The sequence below is a fragment of the Fontibacillus forbon genome, from assembly GCF_046559655.1.
Taxonomy (GTDB): Bacteria; Bacillota; Bacilli; order Paenibacillales; family Paenibacillaceae; genus Fontibacillus.
This window is the reverse complement of the sequence record NZ_JBKGFV010000001.1, coordinates 804,285-819,304: the sequence shown is the minus strand read 5'-3', so window position 1 is coordinate 819,304 and position 15,020 is coordinate 804,285. Positions and strand designations below refer to the sequence as shown.

General features: G+C 51.0%; 13 protein-coding genes. 2 read left to right on the top strand and 11 right to left on the bottom strand.

Annotation, left to right across the window (positions count from 1 at the left end):
- The first annotated feature begins 96 nt into the window (after nt 1–96).
- Nucleotides 97–1,254, top strand: coding sequence for an asparaginase (locus ACLB09_RS03790; RefSeq protein ID WP_410768410.1), 1,158 nt, complete (start codon nt 97–99; stop codon nt 1,252–1,254).
- 42 nt (nt 1,255–1,296) lie between these two features.
- Nucleotides 1,297–1,452, top strand: coding sequence for a hypothetical protein (locus ACLB09_RS03785; RefSeq protein ID WP_410768409.1), 156 nt, complete (start codon nt 1,297–1,299; stop codon nt 1,450–1,452).
- 97 nt (nt 1,453–1,549) lie between these two features.
- Here the strand turns inward: ACLB09_RS03785 and ACLB09_RS03780 are convergent, their stop codons facing one another.
- The 11 genes from ACLB09_RS03780 to dinG form a co-directional block, all read right to left on the bottom strand.
- Complete coding sequence (locus tag ACLB09_RS03780) at nt 1,550–2,455, bottom strand: ATP-grasp domain-containing protein (protein WP_410768408.1); 906 nt, start codon at nt 2,453–2,455, stop codon at nt 1,550–1,552.
- 440 nt (nt 2,456–2,895) lie between these two features.
- Entirely contained in the window at nt 2,896–3,585 is a 690-nt protein-coding gene (locus ACLB09_RS03775) for a DnaD domain-containing protein (RefSeq protein WP_410768407.1), read from the bottom strand.
- Between the two features lie 21 nt (nt 3,586–3,606).
- The gene (gene asnS, locus ACLB09_RS03770) at nt 3,607–4,902 is read right to left on the bottom strand and encodes an asparagine--tRNA ligase (RefSeq protein WP_410768405.1); all 1,296 of its coding nucleotides are present in this window, start codon (nt 4,900–4,902) and stop codon (nt 3,607–3,609) included.
- A gap of 54 nt (nt 4,903–4,956) precedes the next feature.
- The gene (locus tag ACLB09_RS03765; protein ID WP_410768404.1) at nt 4,957–6,162 is read right to left on the bottom strand and encodes an acetate/propionate family kinase; all 1,206 of its coding nucleotides are present in this window, start codon (nt 6,160–6,162) and stop codon (nt 4,957–4,959) included.
- Nucleotides 6,159–7,031: a 3-hydroxyacyl-CoA dehydrogenase family protein gene (locus ACLB09_RS03760; RefSeq protein WP_410768403.1), complete on the bottom strand. Its 873-nt coding sequence runs from the start codon at nt 7,029–7,031 to the stop codon at nt 6,159–6,161. The genes ACLB09_RS03765 and ACLB09_RS03760 overlap by 4 nt, the downstream gene beginning before the upstream one ends.
- Nucleotides 7,032–7,168: 137 nt before the next feature.
- Nucleotides 7,169–8,671, bottom strand: a complete 1,503-nt coding sequence (locus ACLB09_RS03755) for an AAA family ATPase (RefSeq protein WP_410768402.1) — start codon at nt 8,669–8,671, stop codon at nt 7,169–7,171.
- Entirely contained in the window at nt 8,664–9,197 is a 534-nt protein-coding gene (locus ACLB09_RS03750) for a hypothetical protein (RefSeq protein WP_410768401.1), read from the bottom strand. Before ACLB09_RS03750 ends, ACLB09_RS03755 begins: the two co-directional genes overlap by 8 nt.
- A 275-nt stretch (nt 9,198–9,472) precedes the next feature.
- Nucleotides 9,473–9,958: a cell wall elongation regulator TseB-like domain-containing protein gene (locus tag ACLB09_RS03745; protein WP_410768400.1), complete on the bottom strand. Its 486-nt coding sequence runs from the start codon at nt 9,956–9,958 to the stop codon at nt 9,473–9,475.
- A 60-nt stretch (nt 9,959–10,018) separates the two neighbouring features.
- A complete protein-coding gene (locus tag ACLB09_RS03740; protein WP_410768993.1) occupies nt 10,019–11,317 on the bottom strand; it encodes an amidohydrolase in 1,299 nt (432 codons plus the stop codon).
- Nucleotides 11,295–11,957, bottom strand: a complete 663-nt coding sequence (locus tag ACLB09_RS03735; protein ID WP_410768399.1) for a redox-sensing transcriptional repressor Rex — start codon at nt 11,955–11,957, stop codon at nt 11,295–11,297. The genes ACLB09_RS03740 and ACLB09_RS03735 overlap by 23 nt, the downstream gene beginning before the upstream one ends.
- A 36-nt stretch (nt 11,958–11,993) precedes the next feature.
- Nucleotides 11,994–14,861 carry an ATP-dependent DNA helicase DinG gene (gene dinG / locus ACLB09_RS03730; RefSeq protein ID WP_410768398.1) on the bottom strand — a complete coding sequence of 956 codons (2,868 nt, stop codon included), beginning with the start codon at nt 14,859–14,861 and terminating at the stop codon, nt 11,994–11,996.
- Nucleotides 14,862–15,020: the final 159 nt, after the last annotated feature.

The following is a 15,020-nucleotide window of genomic DNA, read 5'->3' as shown; positions in this document are numbered from 1 at the left end:
ACCTAACATCATTCTATAATCCTTACAGGTTAGCTAGTTTTATGTTAATTAACATTACATATAGTTGACTAAAATCACATCATGGAGGTTGGACCAATGAACAAATGGAAATCACAAAGCCTCAAATTGCTTGTTGCAGCAGGCCTGGCATTTACCGCGGTGCTGCCGAATATCCCGCTTTCACGGGCTTCAGCGGCTGATACTACGGTTAGCGGCGCTTTAGCCGAAGCTGCAAAATCGCTGCCGAAAGTCCAGGTCATCGCGACTGGCGGGACGCTGGCGGGCAAATCAACGGATGAAACCAGCTTCACTACTTACAGAGCCGGTACGCTGTTGATTGAAGATATGGTTAAGTCCTTACCGAATAAAGATAAAATAGCGGAAGTAAGCACGTATCAGTTCGGAAATTCCGGTTCCAGCGCCTATACCATTCAGCAATTATACGAATTATCGCTAAAAGTCGATGAAGCGCTGAAAACCCAGGACGGCGTCGTAGTAACCAGCGGCACCGATACGATGGAGGAGATCGCTTATTTTCTCGATCTTACGGTACGAAGCCCTAAACCGGTTGTTGTCACCGGCTCCATGCGACCTTGGACCGTCATCGGGACCGATGCCCCGGCAAACCTTTACAACGCTATCAAACTTGCGGCGAGCGGCAAAACCAAGTATTTCGGAACCGTACTGATGCTGAACGATGAATTCCATGCGGCTCGCGAAGTCACCAAAACGAATTCGTACCGCACCGATACTTTCGTCACTCCCGAAGTCGGAGCACTCGGCTATATCGACGAAAACAACATCCGGGTTTACCGCGCTCCGTTCCGGGCTTTAAAACCTGCAAGCGAATGGGCCACTCCATTTGATCTTACCAAGATCACCAAAGATGATCTTCCCAAAGTGGAAATTGCCTATTCCTATCAGGACGCAGGTCCCGGGGCCATCAGCGGTTTTGTGGCCAACGGCGCCAAAGGCGTCGTAACTGCAGGAACCGGTGCGGGCGGGATCTCGAAAGCGATGAGCGAAGAGCGTGCCAAAGCGATTGAACAAGGCGTTATTTTTGTAACGACCACACGCACGGGTTCGGGCAGCAATTATTCCAGCGGAAAAGGCATCATCGCCGGAGATAACCTGAATGCGGCTCACGCAAGAATCATGCTGCTGCTCAGCCTGTCCTTCTCCAAAGATTTCGATACGATCCAGGATTGGTTTACGACTTACGGATATGGACAAATTGAAATTCCCGCGAAATAAGCCCTTCATGCATGCTCGGCTTTTAGGGGGAGGCCCCTCTCCATGAATAGAACGAAACAGATGCAAAAAAAGACTATGATCGCCGCCGCAACTTTTACACTTGCCGTGCTGCTGGCCAGTATTCCTCCTGGGGAAGGTTCCCGCTTTCCCCGCGGCAGCCATGCTACATTCAAGCCAAAGAGCAGCGAATCTCCGTAATCCGCCGCATCGGCTCGAACCCTGAACCATTCTTCATGAACACAACAAAACCATTCCCAGAAACGTTCGTTTCTCGGGAATGGTTTTCTTATTCAACCTAAAAACGATTCAGACGTACTCTTAGAAAATTGTAAATCTCCTCGGAAATATTCACGTTACAGCATGACTCAATTCCTTCAAATCCCGGAGAAGAGTTAGCCTCGCATATTTTGTAATGGTCTCCGTCAAACAGCAAATCGATCCCAGCAATGTCTAGGTTCAGAAGGCGGGATGTCTCCAGAGCCAACCACTCCATTTCCGGATTAATTTCATAGGGTTCCACGGTGCCTCCGCGAGAATAATTCGCCTTGAAGCTATCGTTGCCGGAATTGCGCTTCATCGCGGCGACCGCGCGGCCGCCGATCGTCAGCACTCTCAGATCCGTGCCCCGGCTGGACTCCACGAATTCCTGCAAAATCATCGTCGCATTCTCCTTATAAGCGTTGATCATCTCCAGAAGATCAATGAATTTCGATTTGGTCTCCGCCAGAAACACGCCGCTGCCTTGAGAGCCGGATATCGTCTTCACGACCACGGGAAATCCGAGATGCTTTTCCACCAGATTGACATCCACCTTGGAACGAATCAGCATCGTTTTGGGGACCGGCAAGTTGTGCTCCGCCAAAATCTGCTGCGTATACAGTTTGTCCTTAACCGTGTCGATACTTTGAGAAGAGTTGAAGGTTCGCACGCCAAGCCGCTCAAGATGACGGATCAGGGCAAGTCCGAAGTAATTGGTGCCGGCCCCCATCCTTGGCAGTACGAAGTCGGGAAGCTGCAGCACCTCTCCGTCAACCATCACGCTTTTGCGGTCATCCCGCGTAACGATGAGTTCGAACTGTTCCGGAGCCAGCACTCGTATATCTATTTCCTGCCGCACCGCCTCATCCACCAGGCGTTTGATTTCAAACGTCTCGGGCTTTACATCTTGGGGTAAATGCTTGTAAATAATCCAGCCTATCACGGTCAAGCCCCCTTCACAGAATGCTAGATTTACACATTTTTAACATATCATATCTGTGAATGATTTATATGATAATATTGTTTCTTTCATGTAAAAAAAGTGCACCTAGGCAGTTGTCAGTCCTGTGCAACACGGAAGCTTCATTGGAAATATTCCAGCGATCACCCTGTAATGATTTCGGATTCGAAGCCTTCAATGGATAAAATCCATCGAAAAAGGGCTGAAGTCCAGCTTATGCCGATCAACTAGTGTATCTAATTGGATTTTCTCCAATCGAGTCGCAGCTCCTGCGGATTTGGCGATCCTCCGTTGGATTTTGTCCAGCGAAGGCCGATGATCGACGTCAAGTAAGCAAAAAGACCTCCGATTACCTCGGAGGTCTTTAAATCACAAGCTACTTCAAATGCGTTGCGGCGGTATTTGCCGACAAAGGGACCGACTCATCGCCCGCCGTTACGAAACCGCTGCGTATAAGCCTTGGCTTCTTCCGCCGTCTTAACGCGGTTCCGGTTCCATTCCAGCAAAATGCGGTCGATATAGCGAAAATGAACTTTTCCGGCGAATACCGCTTCCTTTAACGCCAGCAAAATCAATTCTTCAGGGTAACCGTCCTGGTCCACCCATCCGGAAATCGTTTCGCATTCCATCGGGGATAGCGGACGAGCGAACTCTTTCTCAAATATAACGAAAAGGTTTCGCTCCTGATCACCGCGCAGTTGCCCGGAGGACTCCTTCGCCGACTTCTGCTCTTGGATCGCGGCGGAACGCTCCTCCGCCAAATGCTGACCAAGCTTGACGTACATCCCGGACAGATTATAGAACTCCGCATGAACCCCGGTAGACTCTTCCTCAACTTCGTCGATGCTGAGCCAGCCTTCCTTCATCAAGCGCCGAATAGCCGCAGCCAATTCGCCAGGGCCGCTTCCCATCCGCCGTTCCAGTTGATCCATGGTCGGAAAATCATTGCGCTCAACCTGCTGGAACGCAAGCAATTGCAGTAGCAGCATAGCTTCCATATCGGTCAATCGGAGATTCCGGTAATGAGCCAATAGCGCATAGGGCACATTCACCATACCCGACTCCAGCCCGTAAGAAATCCCTTTGGCCCATACTTTCCAGCTTTCGGTCATACGATTAACTACTCACCTTTCTTATGGATACAGGCGGTACAGGGTACGAGGGAACGGTATCGTTTCCCGCACATGATCCAGTCCGCAGATCCACGCCACCGTCCGTTCCAATCCCAGGCCGAAGCCGGAATGAGGAACCGAACCGTATTTCCGCAAATCCATGTACCATTGATAGGTGTCCATGGACAGGTTGTGTTCGTTGAAACGGGCTTCCATCAGTTCCGGATCATCGATCCGCTGCGAGCCGCCGATAATTTCGCCATAGCCTTCCGGAGCGATCATATCCGCACACAACACCACTTCCGGACGATTAGGATCCGGCTTCATGTAGAAGGCTTTGATGCCGGCCGGATAGTGGGTAATAAACACCGGTTTGTCGTAACGTTCCGCAATCGCCGTTTCATGCGGCGCACCGAAGTCTTCGCCCCAAGGGATTTCAAAGCCCTGTTCGTTCAAGAATTCAATCGCTTCATCGTAAGTGATGCGCGGGAACGGAGCCTTGATGTTTTCCAGTTTGGAAACGTCGCGGCCTACCGCTTCCAGCTCGGCACGGCAATTGGCAAGCACCGACTGAACGACATGGGCGATGAATTGTTCTTGAACCTTCAAGCTTTCTTCATGATTCGTAAAAGCCATCTCCGGCTCGATCATCCAAAATTCGATCAAGTGACGGCGCGTTTTCGATTTCTCGGCACGGAACGTCGGACCGAAGGAATAGACTTTGCCTAACGCCATTGCCGCAGCTTCCATATACAACTGACCGCTTTGCGTCAAATAGGCATCTTCTTCGAAATATTTCGTATGGAACAGGTTCGTTGTGCCCTCGGCGGAAGTCGGTGTCAAAATCGGCGGATCCACCAGGGTGAACCCGTTTTGGTCGAAAAAGTCCTGAACCGCCGAAATGATTGCCGCCCGAATCACCATGATCGCCCGCTGTTTGGAAGAACGCAGCCACAAATGGCGGTGGTCCATCAAAAAGTCGACGCCATGTTCCTTGGGCGTAATAGGATAATTTTCGGTCAGGTGGATGATTTCGAGATCCGTCACGGTCATTTCATAACCCGATTGGCTCCGCGGTTCCTCGCGAATCACGCCCGTCACATACATCGAAGATTCTTGAGTCAGGCTCTTGGCGTTGTTCCAGGTGTCTTCGGATACTTCACTCTTGACGACAACCGCCTGAATATAGCCGGTCCCGTCCCGTAGCTGGAGGAACTGGATTTTCCCGCTGGAACGTTTGTTGTTCAGCCAGCTTCCGATAACGACGGTTTCCCCGACATGTTCATTCACCTGACGGATCACTGTTTTGATCGCCATGCTTCTATCTCTCCTCTAAGGTTACCTAATATTAGATCAGCTTACTTCGTTAGATTACTTCATTTCCTGGGCGATCCGCAACGTATCCCGGGCAATGACGAGCTCTTCGTTCGTAGGAACAACCAGAACCTCCACCTTGGAGTTAGGTGTAGAAATTCTGCGCGGGTCACCCGAACGGATTTTGTTCAATTCTTTATCGATTTCGACGCCGAGATAAGTCAGGTTTTCACAAACCTTTTCCCGTACGATCGCCGAGTTCTCGCCCACGCCTGCCGTGAATACGATGACGTCCACGCCATTCATAGCCGCAGCGTAGGAGCCGATGTATTTACGAAGGCGATATTCGTACATTTCAAACGCCAGGGTCGCATTCGGTTCGCCCGCTTCCATACCGTCGGTCACATCGCGCATATCGCTGCTTGAGCCCGAGATCGCCAGAAGTCCGCTATGCTTGTTCAGCATGGAATTCACTTCGTTAAGCGTAAGCTCTTCTTTATTCATGACAAAAGGAACTACGGCAGGATCCAGGTCGCCGCTTCGCGTACCCATGATCAGACCTTCCAGCGGCGTCATCCCCATGGAAGTATCGACGGATACGCCGTCCATAACGGCCGTCAAACTTGCGCCGTTACCGATATGACAAGTGATGATCTTTAAATCTTCGATCGGGCGGCCCAAATATTCGGCGGCAGCCTTGCTCACGTATTCATGCGAAGTTCCGTGGAAGCCGTAACGACGAACTTTGTGCTTCTTATACAACACCTTAGGAATAGCATATAAATAGGCTTTTTCAGGCATAGTTTGATGGAAGGCGGTATCGAACACGACGGTTTGCGGCACGTTCGGCAGGTTCGCCTCGGCAGCCTGAATCCCCATCATGCACGCCGGATTATGCAGCGGCGCCAGGTCGAACAAGCGGCGGATTTCGGATTTCACTTCGCCGGTAATCAAAGCCGAACCTTTAAATGCTTCGCCCCCGTGAACGACCCGGTGGCCTACGGCATCGATCTCATCGATCGTTTCCAGTACCCCGTGCTCCTTGTCAACCAGTTTCTCAAGCACTTTACGAATCGCAGTAGTATGTTCCAGAATGTCGCTGACTTCCGTAACTTCCTCTTTGCCTGTCGGCTTATGCGTCAAAATGGAGGAGTCCAGGCCGATCCGCTCCACCAGGCCTTTGGCCAATACGGATTCGTCGGTCATATCGTACAGCTGATATTTAAGGGAAGAGCTTCCCGCATTAATAACTAAAATTTTCATATCCGGTCACCATCCTTGTCGTATTTGAAAAATCCTTCGCCCGTCTTCACCCCAAGGGAACCCGCGCGAACCATTTTCTTCAATACATAAGAAGGCCGGTATTTCAATTCGCCGAATTCACGGAACATGCGCTCCAGCGCTGCCAGAACGGAGTCCAAACCGAAGCGGTCAGCCATTTCGAGCGGGCCGTATTGGAACTGATAGCCGATGCGCATCGCATCGTCGATGTCTTCGGCGGTAGCCACGCCCTCGCCAAGTACGTGCAGCGCTTCGTTGATCATGAGGCAGATGATCCGGGATGTCACGAATCCTGGGGATTCGTAAACCATGATCCCGCGTTTGTCGACAACTTCTTCCACAAAATGCTTTGTTTCTTCAAAGGTGTCGTTCGAGGTTTTCAACCCGCGGATAATTTCCACCAGATTGATTTTGGCAACCGGATAAATAAAATGCATGCCGATTACGCGTTCCGGATACATCGTCGATCCGGCGATTTCCGTCAAGCTGAGCGTTGAAGTGTTGCTCGCCAGAATAATGTTGCTCGGACAAACCTGATCCAGCTGTTTGAATACTTCTTTTTTCGCATTCAAATCCTCCGAAATGGTCTCAATCACCATGTCGCAGGTTCCGAGTTCGGCAAAATGAATCACTTTATGAATTTTGGATAAGATCAGTTTCTTTTCCGCCTTGGTAATCGCCCATTTTTCAAGCTGCTTGTCCAGGCTTGTTTCTATCATGCTGTAAGCATGGTTCAATTTTTCGGTTGTTTCTTCTACGAGTAGCACATCGAGTCCTTTTGCCGCCAGCATCTCGCTGATGCCTTGCCCCATCGTGCCGCCACCAATGACGCCTATTCTTTTGAAGTTCATGGTTCTCTCGCTCCATCCTTTCATGGTCTCTCCATAATATTGTACCCCTGATGTCGAATAATACATCAATTTATACCCAACATATAATAATATCTTAGCACGAGCAAAAAGTAAAAAAAAATAACCGGCATAAAGATTTATGCCGGTAAAGTTAAGCTGTCACGAAATTGACAACGGAATTGGTCTCCGGAGAGCCGTTCTTCTCTGAGCAGGATCTCCAGGGACTGATCGAATGCGGCCGCATTGTCGACAAGCAGTTGCTTGGTCCGGGCTGCAAGATCATCCAAAATTTTGGAATTTTCGTTCATCAGCACCTCTTTGGTAACCATGTCCATATTGATAATGCCAAGCGAGGTAAGACCCGATGTCATCATCGTCTGAACAAGATTCAGCGCCTGTTCGAAGTCGTTGCTCGATCCCGTGCTGCGGCCTCCGTAGTAGATTTCTTCCGCCGCCGCACCCGCCAGAGCGATCATGATCTGTCCTTCAAGATACTGCTTGGTATACAGGTATTTCTCTTCCTGCGGATTATGCCGCACATAACCTAACGCTCGTCCGCGCGGACTGAGCGCCACCTGGTTGACGCTGCCCGGAGCGACCACTTCCGCCGCTACCGCATGTCCTAACTCGTGGACGGCTACGCGGCGTTTCTCTTCTTCGGTCGATTGCCGGTCCGTCTTTTCGCCCATCATCACTTTATCGATCGCCATCGACAGATGGCGTTGACTAATCTCGCTGAGCTGATCCCGCATGGCGTAGATCGCCGCTTCGTTCATGACACTCTCAAGCTGGGCGCCCGAGAAGCCGTAAGATTCTTCGGCCACTTTTTCCAAGTTGACTTCCCCCGCAAGCGGCTTATTCTTCGCATGAATCTCTAAAATATGTCCGCGCCCTTTCTTATCGGGAAGATCGACTTGAATATGGCGGTCGAATCTGCCCGGGCGAAGCAGCGCACTGTCGAGCATCTCTTTGCGGTTGGTAGCCGCAATCAGCAGAATGCGAGGCGTGTCGGACGTATAAATCCCGTCCATTTCGGTTAGAAGCTGATTGAGCGTCTGATCATACTCCCGCTGCTGTCCGCCTTCCCGTTTGCCGCCGATCACGTCAATCTCATCGATGAAAATAACGGCGTTTTCTTTCTTTTCCTTCGCTGCACGAGTGCGCGCATCCTTGAACAAATCACGGATCCGGCTGGCGCCGACGCCGACATACATTTCAACAAATTCACTGCCGGATGCCGCGATGAACACTGCGTTCGTATACTGGGCTGCCGCCTTCGCCATCAGTGTTTTCCCGGTTCCCGGAGGGCCGGTCAGCAAGATCCCTTTGATCGGTCGGATCCCGAATTTTTTGATCTCTTCATGACGGACCATAAAATCGAGCGCTTCGCGCAGTTCCTGCTTGGCACTGTCCTGGCCGCCGATTTCGTCAAAGGTCAGATTGGCCGAGCCGATCTTCTTGTTTTTCCGTTCTTGAGATGCTGTCGCAACGATGCCTCCCCGCATCTTAACTGCGGCAAACAAGGCTCCAAGCATGATGAATCCGACGAGTAAAGGAATAATATTATATCCGATAAAGGCCAAGAAAATTAACAGAACTGGTACAAAGCCGGCTGCAATTTCAATCATCCACTTACGCATTTGGCCACACCCCCATACTTTGCGGTACTCGAGGCAAAATAATAAACTTGCTCGCTTGTCCATCCGTCAGTGTAATATATACGTTGCGGTCGTCCATTTCCGCTTTCGCGGACAGCCCGCTGTCATTTTGCTGCAACTTGTCCAACGCATCGGTTATGCCGGTATATTCTTTATTTTCCATCGCCTGAGCAATCGGGAATAAAGCTTCCTCCCACAATTCGTTCAGCTCTTGCGATGCCCGATCCTCCACGACCAGCTTCAATTCCCGGCCGCCGATCCATTTACTGCCGTCCGCTTCAATTTGCCGTACTAGACTGCCAAAATCCGTCCCTGGCTCCAAATCGAGTTTCACCAAGGCCTGTTTCTGGTTAATATCTGTTTGTACGCTTTTTACGCCTTCCATTTGATTCACTTTATGTTCAAACGGGCTCTCGACGGCCCACTGCTTATAGGCAAACCATCCTCCGAACAACAACAGTGCGGAAACGGCCACACTGGCAACGATCGGTCCAACTCGCAATTTCACGTAAAAGTCCCCCTTGGTGTAGAGTATTTAGCTTCTGACTCCTAATTCTTAGCACATATATCAATATATCATTTTGTATAATCCAAATATATTAAACGTGTAATAATCATATATAATTTACTTACAAAAAAGAGTATATCACATCGTATATACTATAACGAATGAAGTTGTGAAAATTATTTTAAATTTTTATAAAAAACAGCCTTGGCAGAAGTGCGAACTGATGGTCAGTTCTATCGCTTCTGCCTAAGGCTGTTACTTTTTTTATGCAATATTTACCGGTTTGGCAATGTGAAGACATCGTCAAGCGGTTTCCCGTCGCTAAACCGGAAAAACCGGTAGTAGTGATGTGCCTTCTCCTTGTAAAAGAGCTGCCAAACCAATTCGTCATCGTAAATGCCCGGAACAAGTCTGACAATGGAAATTCCGGGAAGATCATCCTGGATGATTTTCCGGACCTGGGTTTCCGATACGCCTTCGGACAACGGCTTACTCTGCGCCTGCCCTTCGGCCGGCAGCCAGACCATGACCTCTTGGTCGTCGGCATCTTTTCCTTCTACGACCCAGACAACTTCATCCCAAACCGACTTCCATACCTTCCCGGCATTCACCAGTCCGGTTTCCTGCTCCGCCCTTTGAATAGCTTCTCTTTCTCCCTCCCATATATCCTGATGGATATACAGATAAAAGCGGTGAAGGCCAAGGAGCACGAGCACCAAAATCACAATGGAGAGCAGAATCCATTTGGTTCTGTTTCTCAAGCCTCTCTTCCTTTCCCCCATACCGGCGTATTCAAGCCTGTCATGTCAACGTTCGACGTACTATCGGCCAAGCAAGCCTTCAAAAGCGGCCTGTGCTTCATACCGAACTTTCTCTTCGTCCAATGTCAGGCAGGCCCCATGCTTGACGACCTGCTTGCCGTTTACCCATACGTGTTCCACGTCCTTTGGACCCGCTGAGTAAACGGCATGGGAAATATAATCGGTCCGTGGCAGGAAATGGGCCTGCTCCGTATTGACCGCGATAAAATCCGCCTTCATGCCTGCGGCAAGCTTCCCCGTATCTTGAAGGAAGAGCGATTTAGCGCCATACTCCGTACCCATACGAAGGGCTTCCTTTGCAGGGATTGCTGTAGGGTCACCCGATACGCCTTTATGGATCAACGCCGCCAGACGAATTTCCTCAAACATATCCAGGTTGTTATTGCTTGCCGCGCCATCCGTGCCGAGCGAAACGGTTACTCCGGCTTTAAGCAGCTCCGGCACGCGGGCTACGCCGCTCGCCAACTTGAGGTTGCTGCCCGGGTTGTGGGATACGGCCACTTGATGGGTCGCCAGAATTTCGATTTCCTCGTCGGTCAGATGAACGGCATGCGCCAGCAAAGCCGGGCGGCTGAACAATCCGAGATTCAGCAGATGTTGGGCAGGGCGCACGCCGTAATCGGCGACGTTCTGTTCCACTTCGGCCCGCGTCTCGGACATGTGCGTATGCAGCGGAAGATCCAGATCATGGGCGGCTTGAACGATTCGTTCGATGTAATCCGGCGGACAGGTATAAGGGGAATGCGGCGACATCATCGTCGTAATCCGCCCATCCGCCTTGCCATGCCAAGCGCGGGCAAAAGCCACCGCTTCGTCCAGCTTGTGCTGTTGAACTTCCGGCGGGCACAAGCCGATGACGCCGCGTGTCAGCACGGCGCGAATGCCCGATTGCTCGACGACGGCAGCCACCTGGTCCATATGATCATACATGTCCAGGAACGTGGTCGTACCGCCTTTGAGCATCTCCAGAACCGATAACGCCGTGCCCCAGTAGACGTCTTCCCCGGTAAACTTCGCTTCCATCGGCCACATTTTTTCCTGAAGCCAAGTCTGGAGCACCATATCGTCGCCGTAACCGCGAAGCAGAGACATTGCCGCATGACCATGCGTATTTACAAGGCCCGGCATAAACAGCAGGCCTTTCCCGTCAAAGGTTTCGGCTCCCTCCACCCCTTCGGGACGGGCTTCGCCGATGTAGGTTATCGTGCTGCCTTCAACCAGCATATAGCCGCGAATTACCGGGTTTTCCCGGTCCGGAACGGCAAATGTGCCGTCTTTAATCAACCATTTTCGAGTCATGCTCACTATGTTCCTTTCCTCCATCCAAATAATAAGCCAAACTGATCAGATCGGTTGTGAAATCCGCCGCATGAACGCGCACCCCGGCAGGAACCTTAAGGATCGTGGGAGCAAAGTTCAAAATCGCCTCGATTCCGGCGGCGACGAGCTGATCGGCCACGCGCTGCGCTTCCACGTCCGGCACCGTAATAATTCCGATGCGGATATGATTGCCCTTCACGGTTTCGACCAGATCTTCGATCGGCTGGACCGTGATATTGTTGATCTGGGTTCCGATTTTCCCCGGAGACGCATCAAACACGGCGACGATTTTCATATTGTCCTTCAGATACGCGTTGTAATTGGACAACGCTTGCCCGAGATTACCGGCACCGATCAGGGCCACATTAATCTGCTGGTCCAAATTTAAAATTTGCCGGATTTTTTCGATCAGATAGGAAACGTCATACCCGATCCCCTTGCGGCCGAAGTCGCCAAAATAAGCAAGATCCTTACGGATTTGAGCGGGGTTGAGATCCAGCTTTTGCCCCAGCTCCTGGGAAGAAACCGTCGGGACTTCCCGGCGGCTGAGTTCATTAAGAAATCGTAGATACACCGGCAATCTGCGTACTACGGCATCTGAGATTTTTTCCGATTTCATTGGTTATCCCCCTAATAGGCGCGATTTGAAGAACAATTATTGTTCATCTGCGTTCAGCCATTCCGAAATTCGAGGAACCATCTGCCCTAGCGGCATATGCTCCATTTTCGGTCCGGGCAAAGAATATAAAAAGTATTTTCCGTAGTAAGATTCCAAGATGCGTGTATCGTAAACAACCACGATGCCGCGGTCCTGAGAAGACCGCACCAGCCGTCCGAAGCCTTGCTTGAAACGGATGACGGCCTGCGGAACGGACAGCTTCATGAACGGATTTTTCTTCTCCTGCTGAAGCCGTTCGCTCTTCGCTTCCACGAGCGGATGGTTGGGTGGCTGGAAAGGCAGACGGACGATAGCGAGGCTTGTAAGAGCCTCTCCGGGTATATCCACCCCTTCCCAAAAACTGCTGGTTCCGAGCAGCACGGAGGCATTTTGGCCCTGGAAACGGCGGGTCAGCTTGGTCCGGCTTCCGCTGTCCATCCCCTGCCCGATCACGGTGATCCCTTCGGTGGCCAACAGCTCCTTCAAAGGGTCGTAAACCTGTCTTAACATCCGGTAAGAGGTGAACAGAACCAGCATGCGACCCTTGGTGACGATCGCCGTATCGGCGAGGGATTTCACCAGGGTACTTACAAAATGATCGTCACCGACACTGCCCTTGACGCTTGGAAAATCCCTGGGAATAACCAGTAGCGCCTGATCACGGTAATTAAACGGCGAAGGCAGCATCGAAGTAATCAGCTTGTCCTCCTCCGCAGCTTCCCCGAGTCCAAGCTGCTCGATCATATACTGGAACGATTTATCGACGGACAAAGTTGCCGAAGTCATAACTACGCTCTTCTTCTTGTCGAAGAAATATCCCTTCAACTGGGCGCTTACATCGATCGGAACGGCAAAAATTTGCAGCGAGCGGCTGCGGTAATTGCCGTTGCCTTCGATCCAGTACACCGTACCGGGATCCTCCAGCTTTATAAAGAAACGCAGAGCATCGCGTTCACTTCCCAAATCTTTTAGTAAGCCGCTGATATCGGTCATGAGGCTCTCGGATCCATAATCGTTATCGTCTTCCCTCAATTCGTTCAGCAGACGCTCCCCTTTGCGGAGGACGTCCCCGAGCGTAACGTAGATCTGATTCTCGAGTGCGGTGAGCGCGTCCCATGCCTTCGGCTTCTTCTGCGGCAGCAATCGCAACACGAACTGTCCCGGATCGCCCGAAGCCGCGTCGCTCCGTTCGGGCATCAGGGTGAACAATTGTTCGGCCAGCCGGTCCCAATCGTCCTTCACTTCGATCAGCGAAGGATATAAGCCATCGATGACCGAACACCACTCCGCGGACTTCTCGCTCCCGGACTGTTGCAGAATCATGCGCAAGTTCGGGAATTGTCCGGTTTTGCTGTCCTTAAACAACCGGGTCAGCGTATGAACGACCGTAAAATATTTCATCTGAAGCCCAAGATGTTTGCCTGCCACTTCTTCCAAATGATGCGCCTCGTCGATTACGAGACGTTCATAGCCCGGCAGTAACTGATGACCGGCCTGTATATCGGTAAACAGTTTGGAATGGTTCGTAATGACCACATCGGCCACGCCGGCTTCATGCTTGGCTTTATGATAATAACATTTACGGAACCACGGGCAAGAGCGGCCAAGACAGGAATCGGACTCGCTGGCCACCGTTTCCCAAAAGTCTCCGCCGCGGTTTCCGAGATTTAGCTCCTCGTCATCCCCCGTCTCCGTTTGAGCCAGCCACACGATCATCTGAGCGGCCGTCATCACCTCTTCTTTAGGTGTCGCAAAGTCTCTTCTATTAATTTTATGTTCAAATTTGCGTAAACACAAATAGTGTTGCCTTCCCTTGAATACGGCAGCGCGGAACGGAAAAGGAACGACTTCCGTTAACAGGGGCACATCCCTTTCCCGTAGCTGCTCCTGAAGGTTGATCGTATGCGTGCTGACCATCACTTTTTCATCCTGTTTCACGCTGTGATAAATGGCCGGCAGCAAATAACCAAGCGATTTGCCGGTTCCTGTTCCAGCTTCGATCAACAAATGCTTATCCTCATCGAAGGCGCGCGCCACTTCGCCCAACATCAGATTCTGCGCTTCGCGTTCCTCGTATTCCGGCAATTTGGCCCTCAGCCGCTCCCTCACCTGTTCCATAAACTGTTCGAAGGATAAATCGCGCAAAGGGTTGCCGAGCATGGAGTTTCTTGGCGGCTCAATATCCATCCAGTCCTCCACCTGCAGGGCAAACTGACGGTAGTACGTAAAGCCATCCGGATTCTGTTCGGCTTCGCGTTCCCGTTCCTGCAGCATGGCATCAAAGAACCAGCCCAGGTCGCTGTCTTCTCCGACAAACAAATCCGACAACCGCTGCAGCACAAGCAGCGGCAAATCGGCCAGTTCTTCAAGGCATTTCAGAAAAATAAGCGCGGTCGCCAAAGCATCGCTATCCGCCTGATGGGGACGGTCATGCTCCACGCCGAATTCGGAAGCGACAAGTCCTAACTGGTAGGTGGTCAGCGAAGGAAAAAATATTTTCAAAAAATCCATCGTATCGAGAATACGCCCGGTAAAAGGCAGATAGCCGGTCTTATCAAGCGCACTCTGCAAATAATTGAAATCGAACGCCACATTATGGCCGACGAGAACGGCATCGTCAAGCAGCGGAACCATCTCCATCATGACTTCATCCAGCTCCGGCGCATCCTTGACGTCGTCTTCCGTTATTCCCGTAAGCCCCGTAATAAACGGGGGGATGGGCACTCCGGGCTTCACATAGGAGCTGTAAACCCGGGATACCTTCATATCTTCATCTATAATCGCAAGCCCTGCTTGAATAATTTCATCAGAGGACTGGTTACCCGTCGTTTCAAAATCGAGTACGGCATATTTCATGAATTCCAAATCCCTTTCGTTCCAGTCTCTTTTACAGCATAACAGAAGAACGCCGATTTGAAAATTGCGCGGGGGATTCCCTTCATCCTCCAAAAATTAGCGGCTTGGCAAAATAAAAAGCGATGCGCCCCGGCTTTAGCGGGATAAGCATCGCTCTCTTGAGTTCTT